This window comes from Mesorhizobium sp. M2C.T.Ca.TU.002.02.1.1, from assembly GCF_003997225.1.
The window spans coordinates 1-16,063 of sequence record NZ_RZTO01000038.1 but is presented as its reverse complement, the minus strand read 5'-3'; the positions used below and the strand labels follow the sequence as shown (position 1 = coordinate 16,063).

14 protein-coding genes and 1 pseudogene are annotated in these 16,063 nt (G+C 63.8%); 7 read left to right on the top strand and 8 right to left on the bottom strand.

What is annotated here, in order from left to right; genetic code table 11:
- A pseudogene (locus EOD07_RS03760) lies at nucleotides 1-218 on the bottom strand (lipopolysaccharide heptosyltransferase II); the annotation flags it as partial.
- The gene (rfaD, locus tag EOD07_RS03755; protein WP_127234013.1) at nucleotides 191-1,138 is read right to left on the bottom strand and encodes an ADP-glyceromanno-heptose 6-epimerase; all 948 of its coding nucleotides are present in this window, start codon (nucleotides 1,136-1,138) and stop codon (nucleotides 191-193) included. The pseudogene EOD07_RS03760 and the gene rfaD, both read right to left, overlap by 28 nt.
- Before the next feature lie 130 nt (nucleotides 1,139-1,268).
- Here rfaD and EOD07_RS03750 point away from each other — a divergent pair, with 130 nt between their 5' ends.
- The 4 genes from EOD07_RS03750 to EOD07_RS03735 all read left to right on the top strand — a co-directional run bounded on the left by EOD07_RS03750 (nucleotide 1,269) and on the right by EOD07_RS03735 (nucleotide 4,733).
- Complete coding sequence (locus EOD07_RS03750; protein ID WP_127234016.1) at nucleotides 1,269-1,901, top strand: LysE family translocator; 633 nt, start codon at nucleotides 1,269-1,271, stop codon at nucleotides 1,899-1,901.
- 127 nt (nucleotides 1,902-2,028) lie between these two features.
- Nucleotides 2,029-3,510, top strand: a complete 1,482-nt coding sequence (rfaE1, locus tag EOD07_RS03745) for a D-glycero-beta-D-manno-heptose-7-phosphate kinase (protein WP_127234015.1) — start codon at nucleotides 2,029-2,031, stop codon at nucleotides 3,508-3,510.
- 7 nt (nucleotides 3,511-3,517) lie between these two features.
- Nucleotides 3,518-4,090 carry an SIS domain-containing protein gene (locus EOD07_RS03740; protein ID WP_112126837.1) on the top strand — a complete coding sequence of 191 codons (573 nt, stop codon included), beginning with the start codon at nucleotides 3,518-3,520 and terminating at the stop codon, nucleotides 4,088-4,090.
- On the top strand, nucleotides 4,083-4,733 hold the full coding sequence (locus EOD07_RS03735; protein ID WP_127234012.1) for an HAD-IIIA family hydrolase: 651 nt from the start codon (nucleotides 4,083-4,085) through the stop codon (nucleotides 4,731-4,733). The genes EOD07_RS03740 and EOD07_RS03735 overlap by 8 nt, the downstream gene beginning before the upstream one ends.
- Here EOD07_RS03735 and EOD07_RS03730 read toward each other — a convergent pair.
- Nucleotides 4,730-5,212, bottom strand: coding sequence for an Lrp/AsnC family transcriptional regulator (locus EOD07_RS03730; protein WP_041012810.1), 483 nt, complete (start codon nucleotides 5,210-5,212; stop codon nucleotides 4,730-4,732). The two genes, EOD07_RS03735 and EOD07_RS03730, sit on opposite strands and share 4 nt — an antisense overlap.
- 278 nt (nucleotides 5,213-5,490) lie before the next feature.
- On the opposite strand from EOD07_RS03730, the gene trxB reads away from it, so the two are divergent.
- Nucleotides 5,491-6,465, top strand: coding sequence for a thioredoxin-disulfide reductase (trxB, locus tag EOD07_RS03725; RefSeq protein ID WP_127234011.1), 975 nt, complete (start codon nucleotides 5,491-5,493; stop codon nucleotides 6,463-6,465).
- 72 nt (nucleotides 6,466-6,537) lie between these two features.
- The gene (locus EOD07_RS03720; protein WP_040989587.1) at nucleotides 6,538-7,434 is read left to right on the top strand and encodes a LysR family transcriptional regulator; all 897 of its coding nucleotides are present in this window, start codon (nucleotides 6,538-6,540) and stop codon (nucleotides 7,432-7,434) included.
- 15 nt (nucleotides 7,435-7,449) lie between these two features.
- Here EOD07_RS03720 and EOD07_RS03715 read toward each other — a convergent pair whose 3' ends face one another.
- The 4 genes from EOD07_RS03715 to EOD07_RS03700 all read right to left on the bottom strand — a co-directional run bounded on the left by EOD07_RS03715 (nucleotide 7,450) and on the right by EOD07_RS03700 (nucleotide 13,428).
- On the bottom strand, nucleotides 7,450-7,950 hold the full coding sequence (locus EOD07_RS03715) for an isoprenylcysteine carboxylmethyltransferase family protein (protein WP_127234010.1): 501 nt from the start codon (nucleotides 7,948-7,950) through the stop codon (nucleotides 7,450-7,452).
- 744 nt (nucleotides 7,951-8,694) lie between these two features.
- On the bottom strand, nucleotides 8,695-10,743 hold the full coding sequence (locus tag EOD07_RS03710) for an elongation factor G (protein WP_073989104.1): 2,049 nt from the start codon (nucleotides 10,741-10,743) through the stop codon (nucleotides 8,695-8,697).
- Nucleotides 10,744-10,965: 222 nt separating this feature from the next.
- Nucleotides 10,966-12,495 (bottom strand): EAL domain-containing protein, encoded by a 1,530-nt coding sequence (locus tag EOD07_RS03705; RefSeq protein WP_127234009.1) that lies wholly within the window; start codon nucleotides 12,493-12,495, stop codon nucleotides 10,966-10,968.
- A gap of 285 nt (nucleotides 12,496-12,780) precedes the next feature.
- A complete protein-coding gene (locus tag EOD07_RS03700; protein WP_245469820.1) occupies nucleotides 12,781-13,428 on the bottom strand; it encodes a TetR/AcrR family transcriptional regulator in 648 nt (215 codons plus the stop codon).
- A 118-nt stretch (nucleotides 13,429-13,546) separates the two neighbouring features.
- Here EOD07_RS03700 and EOD07_RS03695 point away from each other — a divergent pair, with 118 nt between their 5' ends.
- Nucleotides 13,547-15,064: an MFS transporter gene (locus tag EOD07_RS03695; protein ID WP_127234008.1), complete on the top strand. Its 1,518-nt coding sequence runs from the start codon at nucleotides 13,547-13,549 to the stop codon at nucleotides 15,062-15,064.
- A gap of 69 nt (nucleotides 15,065-15,133) precedes the next feature.
- On the opposite strand, the gene EOD07_RS03690 is transcribed toward EOD07_RS03695, so the two are convergent.
- Nucleotides 15,134-16,063, bottom strand: a 930-nt coding sequence (locus EOD07_RS03690) for a pyridoxal phosphate-dependent aminotransferase (protein ID WP_164772056.1), incomplete at its 5' end; no start/stop codon positions are given.

Below are 16,063 nucleotides of genomic sequence, written 5' to 3'. Positions count from 1 at the left end.
CGGCTTCGGAATTCGAGCGCGCCCGGCATCAGCGGAAAATCGATCTGGCTGCGTATCTCGGGCATGCGCTTGACCAAAGGCGCGGCCCAGGCCGGCGCCAGCACGTCGATGGCCGCATGCGGATGTTTTTCCTTCAGCGCCGCGAACAGGCACTGCGCCATAACCATGTCGCCCACCCAGCGTGGGCCGATCACGAGGATCGTTGGGCCTTCAGCCATTCGACATAGTCCCTGACGCCGGTTTCGACTGTGCGGAATTGGCCATTGTAGCCGGCCGCGCGCAAGCGGGACATATCAGCCTGCGTAAAACTCTGGTAGCTGCCCTTGAGATGGTCGGGGAAGGGGATGAATTCAATCTCCCCCTTGCCCAGCGTGTCGATCACCGTCTCGGCGATGGCGCGGAACGGCTGCGCGCGGCCGGTGCCGCAGTTGAAGATGCCGCTCAAGCCGCGTTTCCAGAGCCACAGATTGACCTCGGCGACGTCGCCGACATGGATGAAATCGCGGCTCTGCTCGCCAGGCCCGAAGTCGCCATAAGCCCCGAACAATTTCGGATTCTCGCCGCGCTCGACCTGATTGAACAGATGGAAAGCGACGGAGGCCATGGCGCCCTTATGTGCCTCGCGCGGTCCATAGACGTTGAAGTAGCGCAGCCCCGTCACCTGCGAATGATCGGCGTCGACATTGCGGCGGACGTAGTCGTCGAACAGCTTCTTCGAATAGGCATAGACATTGAGCGGGCGCTCGAATTCGGGCTCCTCGCGGAACTCGCTGCCACCGCCATAGACGGATGCGGAGGAGGCATAGAGGAAAGGCACGCGCAGAGCGAGGCAGGCATGCAGCAGCCGCTTCGAATAGGCGTAGTTCACGTCCATCATGAACTTGCCGTTCCACTCGGTGGTGGTCGAGCAAGCGCCTTGGTGGAAGACGGCCTCGATGCGGCCGAGCCCGCCATCCTCGATCAGGCTGAGAAAATCGTCCTTGTCGAGATAGTCGGCGATGCGAAGGTCGGCGAGGTTGGCGATCTTGTGGCCGTCGGTGAGGTCGTCGACGACGACGATGTCGTCATGGCCCTCGGCATTGAGAGCGGCGACGATGTTGGAGCCGATCATGCCGGCGCCGCCCGTGACGATGATCATGCTTTTCAGCCTTGCTCCGTTGCCGATTCCGGCCCTTATAGGGGAGGCGGGCGGGAGTGTCGATAAAGCAGACCGCCTGTCGGCCACAGTGAGGCCGCTTCAGTCATGCCCAACTCTTGAGGGACCAAGAATGCCGTCGACCGAACTGCTCATCGCGTTTTTCGCCACCACCGCGATCTTCGCCTACATTCCCGGTCCTGCCATGCTCTACGCCGCTGCGCAGACAATGGCGCGTGGCCGTTGGTCCGGGCTGACGGCGGCACTTGGCATTCACCTTGGCGGTTATTTCCATGTCTTTGCGGCCGCCGCCGGCCTGTCGGTGCTGTTTCACGCCGTGCCGCCGCTCTATATGGCGGTCAAGCTGCTCGGCGCGCTCTATCTGATCTGGCTCGGCGTCTGCCTGTTCCGAAAGCGTGCGGATGGCGAGACGGGTTTGCCCGTCATCGAGCGTAAATCGGCCCGTCGCGCTTTTTTCGAGAGCATCACGGTCGAAGTGCTCAATCCCAAGACGGCAATCTTCTTCATGGCGTTCCTGCCGCAGTTCATCGACGCCTCGGCGGCGTTGCCGGTCTGGTTGCAGTTCGTGGCGTTGGGAACCATCGTCAACCTGATGTTTTCCTCGGCCGATATTGCCTGTGTGTTTCTCGCCGGCGCGATGGTCGCGCGGCTTCGCCGATCGGGCCGGGCGCAGCGGTTGATGCAACGGGCAGGCGGTGCCGTGCTTGTCGGGCTCGGCGTTCATGTCGCCCTGCAGAGGAGCTGAGGTAGACGGGCCGGCGTTGCACTGACCCGAATTGCGGTATATCGGCATCGCCTTGAGCAGCCCACGCCACAATTCCGGCGCTGAAATCTATTCAAGTCCGGCCTTCTTCAGGCATACCTCGAGCGAGATGATCAAGCACAATCCGCCTTCTCCGGAACCTTTGCACCGCACCATCGCCCGGTTCGGCGACGTCACCGTGCTGGTCGTGGGCGATTTCATCCTCGACCGGTTCGTCAGCGGCGTGATCGAGCGCATCTCGCCGGAAGCTCCGATCCCCGTGCTGCATGGCAAGGGCGAGTCGCTCAACATGGGCGGCGCCGGCAATGTCGTCTCCAACATCGTCTCGCTGGGCGCGGCCGCCATACCCGTGTCGGTGATCGGCGCCGACCAGGCGGGCAACAATCTGATGCGCATGCTCAGCGAGATCGGCGTCGACACCGACGGGCTGCTGCAGCGCCAGGACCGCATGACCTCGTCGAAAAGCCGCTTCAGCGCGCTCAACCAGCAGGTGCTGCGTTTCGACGAGGAAGAGATCAAGCCGCTCACCTCCGCCGAGCGGGCCAAGCTCATCGATCATTTCCAGGCGGCGCTCGGCCGCGCCGACATCGTCATCCTCTCCGATTACGGCAAGGGCATCCTGCTCGACGGCGTCGCCGGCGAATTGATCGCGATCTGCCGCGATGCCGGCAAGCCCGTGCTGGTCGATCCGAAGGGGCACGATTACGCGCGCTATGCAGGCGCGACGGCGGTTACGCCGAACCGCAAGGAGCTTGGCGAGGCGGTCGGGCGCAAGGTGTTCGGCGACGACGAGATCGTGGCTGCCGCACGCGACCTGATCGCCGCGCATGATTTCGAATTCATCGTCGCCACGCGCAGCGAGAAGGGCATGAGCGTGGTCTCCGCCGAGGATGCCCGCCACATTTCCACCCAGGCCCGCGAAGTGTTCGACGTTTCCGGCGCCGGCGACACGGTCATCGCCAGTTTCGCGCTTTCGCTCGCCGCCGGCGCTGACCGGGTGCATGCGGCCGTCATCGCCAATGCGGCGGGCGGCGTCGTGGTGGGAAAACGCGGCACGGCGCGGCTGAACGTCGAGGAACTGTCCGGCGCGTTGTTCCGCTCGCACGGGCCCGCTCACACGGATGCCGTTCTCGACGCCAGTGCCGCGGCCAGGATGGTCGCGGCATGGAAGGAAGAGGGGCTGACCGTAGGCTTCACCAATGGCTGTTTCGACATCCTGCATGCCGGCCATGTCAGCCTGCTGCATGCCGCGCGCAGCCAGTGCGACCGGCTAGTGCTCGGCCTCAACAGCGACGACTCGGTGCGCCGGCTGAAAGGGCCTGGACGCCCGGTCAACAACCAGCACGACCGCGCTTGCGTGCTGGCAGCGCTTGCCTCGGTGGATGCCGTCGTCGTCTTCGAGGAAGACACGCCGCTCAAGCTCATCGAGGCGCTGCTGCCGGATATCCTGGTCAAGGGCGCGGATTACACGATCGAGACCGTGGTCGGCGCCGACGTGGTGCAGAAGGCGGGCGGGCGCGTGGTGCTGGTCGACCTCGTCGCCGGCAAGAGCACGACGAACACGATCGGCAAGCTGCGTGCCGCAAACTGAGGGTCTCATGTCCGATTTGAACGATTACCTGGTCCGCTCCGCGGCGGCGATCTCGGCAATGGTCGAGCGAGACCTGACCGGTGAGATGGAACGCGCGGTGAGCACGGTCGTGACCGCGCTTTCGCAAGGCAAGGCGCTGCTGATCTGCGGCAATGGCGGCTCGGCCAGCGACGCCATCCACATCGCCGGCGAGCTGGTCGGCCGCTTCCTGAAGGAACGCAAGGCCTACAACGTCATCGCGCTGCCGGCCAACGCCGCGGTGCTGACGGCCTGGGGCAACGATTACGGCTTCGACACCGTCTTCTCGCGCCAGGTCGAGGCGCATGGATCGGAAGGCGCTGTGCTGCTGGCGATTTCCACCAGCGGCAATTCGCCGAGCATCCTTGCCGCCGCCGAGCAGGCGCGGGCGATGGGCATGACGGTGATCAGCCTGACCGGCGAAACCGGCGGCAAGCTCAAGCCGCTGACCGACATCCTGCTCAACGTGCCGTCGACCTCGACGCCGATCATTCAGCAGGGGCATCTGTGTCTCTACCATCATCTGTGCGAGGCGGTCGAAGCGCGTCTCAGCAATGGCTGAGAGTGCGGACGACCTGCCGCTCGCCGAGCCCGGCTTGTGGGTCGAGCGCGTAGGCGCCAGGACTTTTCCTGCCGGGCTGGCAGCTCTTTTCCTCGATCGTGACGGCACCATCAACGTCGATACCAGCTATCCGAGCGATCCTGCCGATATCGTGCTGCGGCCGGAAATGTTGCCCGTGATCAGGACCGCCAATGCGGTTGGGCTTCCCGCCATCATCGTCTCGAACCAATCGGGCATAGCGCGAGGTTATTTCGGCTGGCCGGATTTCGCGGCGGTCAACGGCAGGCTCCTGCAGCTTCTCGAAGCGGAGGATTGCTGGATCGATCTTGTGCTCGCCTGTGGGTACCATTCGAGCGGCATGGGCGTTCTGGCGGTAGGCGACCATCCAATGCGCAAGCCGAATCCCGGCATGCTGCTGCGCGCGCGCGACCTGTTGGGTCTGGATATGGGCCGGTCGATCATTGTTGGCGACAAGGCCGACGACATGGAAGCCGGCCGCCGTGCCGGGCTTCATGATGGTTGGCATGTCGGAAGCAGGTCCAACCGAAAATCCAGCGACGCCGCCTTCGTCACCCACAAGCTCATAACGGGCAACGACCACCGGAGGCTTTGCGATTTTATCGCAGGACTTGGCAGGGCTTAGGGCTTCATCTCGAAAGCCACCAGCCCTTCGTCCTTGACGCGACGGATGGTCAGGGCGGTGCGTACGGTATCCACATTCGGGGCCGAGGCCAGCTCCTCGATGACGAAGGTCTGGAAGGTGCCGAGGTCGCTCGCCACGCAATGCAGCAGGAAATCGGATTCGCCCGAGACCATCCAGGCGTCACGCACGATCGGCCAGCCGCGCGTGCGCTCGGCGAAGGTCTTCAGCTCGGCATCGGCCTGATGATGCAGGCCGATCAGGCAGAAGGCCACGACATCCATGCCGAGCGCCGGCGCGTTGAGCAGCGCGCGGTAGCCGCGGATGATGCCGGCCTCTTCCAGCCGCCTGACGCGGCGCAGGCAAGGCGGCGCCGAGATGCCGACCCGGTTGGACAATTCGACATTGGTCATTCGGCCGTCACCCTGCAGCTCGCGCAGGATCTTCCAGTCGATGGCGTCGAGATCGGCTTTGAGCGGCATGAATGGGCTTTCACGCAAGAATCTTTCGCGATTTTGTAATTTGGTTTCGCGCTGGAGGCCATAGCTTTGCGATGATTTTCTCCTTGTTTTGATGCATGGCGTGATCTAGCGCCGCGCATACCTCTGGGCGACATGCATTGGTGACGGGCGGCGATATGGCCCGATATGCAGGGGACGAAGCTTTCCGGGGACGAAGGCCAACTTGCCTTGCTGGTCCCACGGGCAACACTTACATTACGCGCAACAAACCACGGCCGCGCGCCGCAGGGGACTTTTTCATGAACACGAAACACGCACCTGTTCTCATCATCGGTTCCGGCCCGGCCGGCTACACGGCGGCGATCTATGCCGCCCGCGCCATGCTGAAACCGATGCTGGTCGCCGGCCTGCAGCAGGGGGGCCAATTGATGATCACCACCGACGTCGAAAACTATCCGGGCTTCGCCGATCCGATCCAGGGCCCTTGGCTGATGAGCCAGATGCTGGCGCAGGCAGAGCATGTCGGCACCGACATCGTCAACGACATCATCACCGAGGTCGATCTCAATGTGCGGCCGTTCCGCGCCACCGGCGATTCCGGCACCGTCTACACGGCGGACGCGCTGATCATCGCCACCGGCGCGCAGGCCAAGTGGCTGGGCATCCCGTCGGAACAGACCTTCATGGGCTTTGGCGTTTCGGCCTGTGCGACCTGCGACGGCTTCTTCTACCGCGGCAAGGACGTCGCGGTTGTGGGCGGCGGCAATTCCGCGGTAGAAGAAGCGCTCTATCTGTCGAACCTAGCCAAGAGCGTCACCGTCATCCACCGGCGCCGCGATTTCCGCGCCGAGCGCATCCTGCGCGAACGGCTGCTTGCGAAGGACAATGTCCGCGTCATCTGGGACACGGTGGTGGACGAGATCACCGGGCGTCCAGGCAAGGCGCCGCTGCCGCCTTCCGTCGAGGGCCTGGCGCTGCGCAACGTCGTGACCGGCCAGGAATCGAAGCTGCCGGTCGACGGCGTGTTCGTGGCGATCGGCCACGCGCCTGCGGTCGAGCTCTTCGTCGGCAAGCTGAAGCAGAAGCCGAACGGCTATCTGTGGACGGCGCCGGATTCGACCCGCACCGACGTGCCCGGCGTGTTCGCCGCCGGCGACGTCACCGACGACGTCTACCGCCAGGCGGTGACGGCGGCCGGACTTGGCTGCATGGCGGCGCTCGAGGCGGAAAAATATCTGGCGGGCATCGAGGTTCACCGCGAAGCGGCGGAATGACAGATCGGCTGAAAAAAGCCGTTTAAGAGCCTGATTTTTCATTCAGACGCCAAAGGCAACGCGAGGGGAATCATGGCGCTGGACTGGGACAAATTACGCGTATTTCACGCCGCGGCGGAGGCTGGGTCGTTTACCCATGCCGCCGAGACGCTGCATCTGTCGCAATCGGCCATCTCGCGGCAGGTCAGCGCGCTGGAGCATGACGTCGGCGTCGCACTCTTCCATCGCCATGCCCGCGGCCTGGTGCTGACCGAGCAGGGCGAGATGCTGTTCCGCACGGCGCATGACGTGCTGATGAAGCTGGAAACCATCAAGACGCGGCTCACCGAAACCAAGGACCGGCCCTCGGGCGTGCTCAGGGTGACGACCACGGTGGGCCTGGGCGCCGGCTGGCTGACCGAACGCGTGCAGGAATTCATCGAGCTCTATCCCGAGATCAGCCTCCAGCTGATCCTCGCCAATGAGGAGCTCGACCTGACGATGCGCCAGGCCGATTGCGCCATCCGGCTGCGGCAGCCGCAACAGCCGGACCTTATCCAGCGCCGGCTGTTCACGGTGCATTTCCATCTCTACGCAGCTCCGTCCTATATCGCCAAGTTTGGCAAGCCGGCCTCGATCGCCGAGCTCAGGAACCACCGCATCGTCACCTTCGGCGTGCCGGTGCCTTCGCATCTGTCGGAGCTGAACTGGCTGGAGACGGTCGGCGATTTCGAGGGCGCGCAGCGGGTGCCGACGCTGCAGATCAACGACATCCTGTCGATCAAGCGGGCGGTGCAGGGCGGCGCCGGCATCGCCATGCTGCCGGACTATGTGATCAGCAAGGACACGAACCTGGTCCAACTGCTGCCGGAGACCGAGGTACCGTCCTTCGACACCTATTTCGCCTATCCCGACGCGATGAAGAACCAGGCGAAGCTGCACGTTTTTCGCGATTTCATCATCGCCAAGGCGCGCAGCTGGTCTTATTGAAATGGCCGGCCGGGACTACTGGCCGCGCCAGGGTGTGATGCGCGGCAGCCAGCCGGGGACGGCGCGGCGGTAGGTTTCGTATTCCGCGCCGTAGCGGCTGGCGAGCGTCGGCTCTTCATAGACCTTGACGAAGGAGATCATCGCCGCCGCGGCGACGAGGCCGTAAAACAGCACCGGCCAGCTCGAAAAGATCAGCGCCTGGCCAAGGATGATCGCCAGGACCGCGACATACATAGGATTGCGCACATGGCGGTAGATGCCGCCGACGACCAGTTTCTCGGTCGGCGCCACGGGAGCGGGTGTGCCGAGGCCCTCTAGCGCAAAACGGGCAAAGGCATGGAGCAGGATGGCGGCTGCCCCCACCGCAAGAACAGAGCCCGCGGGCACGAAGCCCGGAACCGCCGACAGAGGCTTGCGATAATGGTCGGTGAGGAGCCACGGCAGCAGCCCGGCGACAATGCCGGGCGCCGCGACAAGGAACAGCGCGCTGCCGGCGATTGCCGAAAAAGTTCGCATCATCGGTCTCCTGCCGTAAAAATAAACTCGGCTTGCCGAAATCGACATCATTTGGCCGACTAGCCTATTTCCGAGCAAAATCGGCTCGATTTTTGCATTTAAGCAGTCGCTTTAGGGCCGGAAACGCGCCGAAAACCGGCGATTTTCCTGGTCCTATGGGTTCCAGGAATAGGTTGGACCACAGCCTGCGTCTTTTTGCATGCGTGTGTTGCAAAATAGATGCTTGTTTCTTGGGCATGATGAGCACATATATAGTGACATCTCCAGGGCGCGTTCTCCTCCCATTAGCGCCCTCGAGTGTTCCCCTCTGGAGGTTAGCCTTAATCGGCACTTCCAATCAAACTCAGCCGGATCTTTATTGATCCGGCTTTTTTGTTGCCCGCATGTCTTCGAGCCGGCAAAAACACGACCGAATCCGCCACGTAACAGTGACATGTAACATCGGGTAACATGTCGCAGACGCAGTCTATGGTTTAAGTGGATCATAGGACGCGGTTGGTCGGTTCGGGAGATGGGGGCATCACTCGGAAGACCGGGCTCAGGCAGCTACCGCGTCCGAACCATTTTTCCGGATGCGGCGGACCAGCCGTTGCCTCCCAGGAAAACGGTCCGCAATAGGAACGGCGTCCGGATCATCCGGACGCCGTTTTCATTTCGCCATAAATCAAAGCGCGATGCGCTTCAGTCCCTTGCTTGACGCGTGTCGTTCTCCCGAAACCGCTATGCACTTTTGGGCGACATGCATCAGGCAGCCTTGCCGTTGGCGTTCATCGCCTCGTCGGCGAGCCGGCCGGTGAGCTCGGCCATGTGGTCGAAAGCGGCCTTGTAGCTGGCAACGCCGGCGGTGGCCGAGCGCAGCTCGATGATCAGGTCGCCGATTTCGGCCTGCGGCATGGTCGCCTCGACGACGTCCCAGCCGGGCCAGTCGGGCCTTGCGTCATAGCCGAGGATCTGTCCGCGCCGCTGCGGGATCAGCGCGATGATCTTCGAGGTCGCCTCGGAGGGCGTGACGATCTCGACCTTCATCACCGGCTCCAGCAGGACCGGCGAACAGGCGGCCATGCCTTCCTTCATCGCCAGCTTCGCCGCCATCTGGAAGGCCATGTCGGAGGAATCGACCGCATGGTAGGAGCCGTCCGACAGGTTGACGGCGACATCGACGACCGGGAAGCCGAGCGGACCCGTCTTCAGATAGTCGCGAATGCCGGTCTCCACCGACTGGATGTAGGTTTTCGGCACCACGCCGCCGGTGATGGTGTCGGAGAACTGGAAGCCGGAACCGCGCGGCAGCGGCTTGATCTCGATCACCACGTCGCCGAACTGGCCGTGGCCGCCGGATTGCTTCTTGTGGCGGCCGCGCTGCTGCGCTCCTTTGCGGATCGTCTCCCGGTAAGGCACCGCCGGGGCATGGCCCTCGATCGGAATCTGGTTCTTGCCCTCGAGGCGCTCGCGCACCACGCGCAGATGCATTTCGCCGTGGCCCGACAGGACGGTTTCGGCGGAGTCCTGGTTGTGGCGCAGGCTGAGCGACGGGTCTTCCTCGGCAAGCCGCTGGATCGCCGCCGACATCTTGACCTCGTCCTTGCGCTCCTTGGGACGAAGCGCGAAGGCGAAGACCGGCTGCGGCGGCTCCAACGTGACCAACGGCCGGATGCCGCCCTTGGCCGAGCTCAGCGTCTGGCCGGTCTTGACGTTGTCGAGCTTGCCGAGCGCGACCGTGTCGCCCGCTTTGGCGGATGCCTGCTTGATCTGGTCCTTGCCCAACATCCTGTAGATGCCTGAGACCTTCGCCGTGTCGCCGTTGGACAGGAAGAGCTCGGCGGCGTCGGCCAATTGGCCGGAAAGCACGCGCGATACCGAAAGCTTGCCGCCATGCGCGGTGTGGATGGTCTTCATCACCTGCACCACCGTCTGGCCGTCCGGCGCGCCAAGGCGTTTCCTGGTCGCCTCGACATCGGGCGCATCATGGCGGATGGCTTTCAACAGGCGCAGCACGCCATTGCCCTTCTCGGCCGTGCCGATCAGCACCGGCGTCACCGCGCCGGCGCGCAGGTCGGCCGAGAGATCGTCGAAGATCGCGTCCTTCGGCGGCTCGATCTCCTCCAGCAATTGCTCCATCAGGTGATCGTCGTGATCGGCAAGTGTCTCCAGCATGGAGAAACGCGCTTCCAGCTCGCGTGCCTTGTCGTCGCCTGGAATTTCGGCCACTTCGCTCTCGGCGTATTCGCGATAGATGTAGGCGCGCTCCAACGCCAGATCGATCGAGCCGATGACGATGCCGTCCTTGCGCACCGGAATCTGGCGCAGCAGCAGGGGTACCGAGCTCGCCGGCTGCAGCATCTTCAGCGTCTCGCGCACGCCCGCGATCGCCTTGTCGACCTTGTTGAGGAACAGGATGCGCGGAATGGCGAGGTCGTCGAGCTTGCGCATGATGAGCTGCAGCGCCGGGATCTTCTTCTCGTCGGCCTCGGCGACGACGACCGCGAGGTCGCAGGCGGCAAGCACGGGTTCGGCTTCGAAGGCGAATTCGATCGAGCCGGGGCAGTCGACGAAAGTGATCTGCTCGCCCATGAAATCGGTGGTGGCGAAGGTCGCCTCGACGCTCATGGCGTGGGCGCGGGCTTCGGGTGAATGATCGGAAACGGTGTTGCCCGATGAAACGGGGTTCTGGCGGGGAATGGCGCCCGTGCGGGCGAGAATTGCTTCGAGAAGTGTCGTCTTACCGCTTGCAAAGGGACCGACTATGGCGATGCATTTCGGTCCCGTGCGTCGTTCTCCGGCGCGAGTACCCATGGCTGAACCTCCACTCAGGCGTTTCCCAAGAGAGCGATCAGCAAAAGTGGAAACCGGTTTGCGTCCGATCGCACCCTGTGCAGAGCGGCGGCCGGCCTGTTCGGCCGTCGCGGGCGGGGTTTTCACCTCTTCCCAAAACCATCGTCACACGGGTTTGCCGGCAGGGCAAGAAAAATAGGATGTTCGCCGGCTTGGGTCCGGCAGGCCGCCATTTCCTGTTCGTCAGGCTGTGAGGGCGAGCGGCTCGCGGGCGGCGGCACACAAGGCGCTTGCCCTGTCGCGCGGCGCCGGCTTGCCGAAGAAATAGCCCTGGAAGCGGCTGCAGCCGGCCGCTCGGGCGAGGGTGAATTCCTGCGCGGTTTCGACACCTTCCGCGACGATGGCGATCTCCTGGATGCGGGCGATCTGGGCAAGCGCGGAAACGAAGATCTGCGCCACCTGGTCATGGGCGAGGCTACGAATGTAGGAGCGGTCGATCTTGATGCTGTCGATGGGCAGCGACTTCAGATAGTTGAAGCCGCAATGGCCGGTGCCGAAGTCGTCGAGCGCGATGTGGAAGCCAAGGCCGCGCAGCGCCTCGAGGCGCCTCAGAACCTCGGGGGTCGCTGCCGTCGCCACGGTCTCGGTGATCTCGACGATGAATTGCGATGCCGACCGGCCGGTCTCGCGCAGGACCCGGTCGCACATCATCACGATCTCGTCGCGCTTCAGCTGCTCGCCGGAGACGTTGATCGAGATGCGCCGTCCGGGAAAGTGCCCGACATCGGCGCAGGCGCGCTTGAAGACCCATTCGCCGATCATGTCGATCAGCGTCGAGCGCTCGGCGATCGGGATGAATTCCGCCGGCGAGATCAAGCCGCGCACGGGATGGCGCCAGCGGATCAATCCTTCCAGCGCGTCGACGGAGCCCTCGGGATCGACGATCGGCTGGTAGTGCAGTTCCAGCTCGCCGAGATAGATCGCGGCGCGCAGCTCGCGTTCCACCAGCCGGCGATAGCGTTTGTCCGACAGCATCTCCTCGTCGAAGACGGTGACGCGGCCGCGGCCGCCGGCCTTGCTTTCATAGAGCGCGAGATCGGCCAAAAGCATCAATTCGGTTGCATTCGAAGCATGCAGCGGCGCAAGCGCGACGCCGACCGAGATCGACAGCGGGATGATCTTGCCCTCGTGCCTTTTGCCGGCGCGCATGGCATCCAGCAGCCGGCGCGCGTCCCAGCTGATGAGGGCGATGTCGCCATGCGGAACCATGACGCCGAACTCGTCGCCGCCGAGCCGCCCGATGACGCCGTCCTCGAAAATACGCTGCGCTTCCGCGACCAGATGGGCCAGCGCCAGATCGCCGAATTGGTGCCCGAACGTGTCGTTGAGCTGCTTGAAATGGTCGAGGTCGATCAGAAGCAGGCTTGCCTGGCGACGGTTGCGCAAGCCGCCCAGCCAGTCGCCCAACGCTTCGATGAAATAGCGCCGGGCCGTGGCCCCGGTCATGGCATCGACCGTGAGGAAGCGGTGCTTCTCGGCCTCGGCGTCCGCCGCCGATTGCAGGCGCTGGACGACGCTCGCGCGCATATACATCAGCACCAGAAGCGCCATCAAGCTCGATGTCACCGACACCGCGAGAGCGCCGGCGCGGGAGGCGCTCTCCGTCAGCGCGAAGACGGCAAGACCGGTGGCGGCGATGCTCATCGCGAGCAGGGCCTGGATGCCGCGATAGATACGGCCGCTGTGATCCTTGATTGTCGCCAAGATACTCATGTCCGCCCCCACAGCACGCGCCATGGCTAGGACCTCAGCCGTTAAGAAATACTGAGTGCGATCGTCGTCGCGCCGCATTCGGCGACGCTTGACCGTCCGCTCGGATTTTATGGTTAAAAAGCAACGATTTATGACAGTTTTCTGACATCCTGAGAGTGTCTCCCAGCGCGCTCTTGCCTTCAGGTGGCATGCCCTGGAGATTGGCCGAAACGCCCATCGCGATCGTCATGTATGGACGGCCCCTATGGGCAAGAGGGAATCTTTCAAAATCCCGGCGCCGGGGAACTACCGCGCATCCACCATTTTCAGGAACAGCGCCGAAAGGTTCTCGGCGAGTTCGCTGCCGTCGAGCACGCCCCGCTCGATGGCGTCATCGACGGCGCCATGCAGGCCCTGGAACAACACGATCGCGGTGAGGTCTGGATGACCGACCGACCAGGCGCCGGCCTGCGTGCCCGCGGCAAGAAGGGACGAAAGATCGCCGAGCAAGGGGTTGTCGCCTTTCATCTGCCGCTGGTCGGGACGATGGTCATGGAAGACGACGTCATGCAGTTGGTGGTCGTCGAGATAGGCCGCTATGCCGGCGCCGACGAAACTCTTCAGGCGTCCGGACCAGTCATCGGGCCGGCAGGCTTCGATCGCATCGCGGATGCGGGTGCGAAACCCTTTGACGAAGCGCTCGCGCAGGGCGCCGACCAGATCCTCCTTCGAGGTGAAATAGAGATAGAAGGTGCCCTTGGCCACCTCGGCACGCGTGGCGATCTCGTCGATCGTCGCTGCGCCGACGCCCTTGGCAATGAACAATGCCGCGGCAGCCCGCAATATGTCGTCCCGGCGCACTTCGGCCGGCTTGGTGCGTGGCTTCAGCGCCTTCTTGGCAACGGCAGGCATAGGGTTCGGACCGGTCCACAGTGCTGGCTTATCGAATGCCATTATCGTGCTTCTAACATTCTAGGCAAGCTTTTTATAATGATTCCAAAATAACTTAGATACATTGACTGACCGTCGGTCAGTGATGTAGGTGACTGCGAAACTCACCTGTGGGAATGTCATGCCGAAGAACCGATTGCCGCTTGTCGCCGCCATTTATCTCGGCTCCTTCGTGGCGCTTCTCGACGTCAGCATCGTCAATGTCGCCCTGCCGACCATCCAGCAGGCCTTGCGGACCGATTTTGGCGGGCTGCAATGGGTGGTCGATGCCTACACGCTCTGCCTTTCGGCCTTCATGCTGTCGTCCGGGCTGATCGGCGACCGCTATGGCCGCAAGCGCTCCTGGCTCTGGGGCGTCGGCATCTTCGTGGCCGGTTCGCTGATCTGCGCGGTGGCGCCGAACCTGACGGCATTGCTTGCCGGCCGGGTGGTGCAAGGTGTCGCGGGCTCGCTGCTCATCCCCGGCGCTTTATCGATCCTGACGCAGGCTTTCCCGGATCCCCGCGAGCGCGCCGGCGTGATCGGCGGCTGGGCCTCGTTCGCCGCCGTCTCCCTTTTGGTTGGCCCGGTGCTGGGCGGCATCCTGGTGCAGACGGTCGGCTGGCAAAGCATCTTCCTGATCAACCTGCCGCTCGGCCTGGTCACGGTTGTGCTCGGCGCCGTCTCCATCAGCGAGACGGCGCATCCGGAGCATGCGCATCTCGATCTCGTCGGCCTTGCGCTCAGCATCCTGTGGCTCGGCGCCTTGACCTTCGGCCTGATCTCGGCCGGCGAAACCGGCTGGAGCGATCCGAAGACCGTCACCGCGCTTGTCGTCGGCGTCGTCGGCCTGGCGATCTTCCTTGGCTTCGAGGCGCGCACGCCACGGCCGATGCTGCCGCTCGGCCTGTTCCGCGACGTGCGTTTTGCGGTCGCCAACGTCGCGTCCTTCGCGCTCGGCTTCACCTCCTACACCAGCGTCTTCTTCTTCTCGATGTTCCTGCAGCAGGTGCAAGGCTGGTCGCCGACGCAGACCGGCCTGCGCATGGCACCGGCCTTCATTGTCCAGATGGTCGTGTCGCCGTGGATCGGCAGGCTCAGCGCGCGTTACGGCCATTCGCTCTTGATGACGGTGGGTTATGCGCTGATCGGCCTTTCCATGCTCGGCATGTGCTGGGCCGGGCCGTCGACGTCCTATGCGGTGCTGTGCCTGTTGTTCGCGATCAATGGCCTCGGCAACTCGCTGTCGATCCCGACGGGCAGTGCCGCGGCGATGTCCTACGCCCCACGCGAGCGTTCGGGTATGGTGTCGGCTGTGGTCAACGCCACCCGCCAGAGCGGTCTTGCCATCGGTATCGCGCTGCTCGGCGCGCTGATGAGCATGCGGGCGACCAGTCTGTTGACCGGCTACCTCGGCGAGGCCGGCGTCGCCAATGCCGATGCGGTGGCCCGCGCCGCGATCTCGCGGCATGATTTCGCCACCGATGCGGCCATCGGCGAGAGCGGCGTGCACGAGCTTTTCACAATCGCCTATGCAGGCGGCTTCCATGCCGCGATGCTGACGGCGGCGATCGGCGCGTTCCTCACCGCGGCCTTGCTGATTGCCGTGCTGGCGCCAGCCGAGGCCCGAGCGGCCAAGCAAACGAAGCAGCCGGCGTGAGGTCGGTCGTCGCGCAACAAAAAACCCGGCCTGAAGCCGGGTTCTTGTCGTCTGGCGGCTGCGCGCCGATCAGGTCAGCGACGCGGTGAAGCGCTGGATGCGCGTGCAGGCTTCCTCCAGCAGCGTCTCCGACGTGGCATAGGAGATGCGGAAGTTCGGTCCAAGGCCGAAGGCCGAGCCGAACACCACCGCGACACCTTCGGCTTCCAACAGCTCGGAGCAGAAAGTCTCGTCATTGTCGATCACCTTGCCCGTCTTGGTCTTCTTGCCGATCAGCTCGGCGCAGGACGGATAGACGTAGAAGGCGCCTTCGGGCGAGGGGCAGGTGATGCCGCGCGCCTGGTTGAGCATCGAGACGACGAGGTCGCGCCGGCCCTGGAAGACCGCCTTGTTCTTGGCGATGAAATCCTGCGGCCCGTTGAGCGCCTCGACGGAAGCCCATTGCGCGATGGTGCAGGCGCCCGAGGTCTGCTGGCCCTGGATCATGTCCATCGCCTTGATGAGCGGCACCGGGCCGGCGGCGTAGCCAATGCGCCAGCCGGTCATGGCATAGGCTTTCGACACGCCGTTCATGGTCAGCGTGCGCTCATAAAGGTTCGGCTCGACCTCGGCGATGGTCTTGAAGACGAAGTCGCCATAGGTCAGGTGCTCATACATGTCGTCGGTCAGCGTCCAGACGTGCGGATGCTTCAGCAGCACATCGGCCAGCGCCCGCAGCTCGGCTTCGGTATAGGCGGCGCCCGACGGGTTGGATGGCGAGTTCATCAACAGCCATTTGGTCTTCGGCGTGATCGCCTTTTCCAGCACTTCGGCCGTCAGCTTGAAGCCGTTGTCGATCGAGGTGTCGGCGAAGACCGACGTGCCGCCGCAGATCGCCACCATTTCGGGATAGCTCACCCAGTAGGGGCGCGGGATGATGACCTCGTCGCCCGGGTTCAGCGTCGCCATGAAGGCGTTGAACAGGATCTGCTTGCCGCCGGTGCCGACGATGGTCTGCTC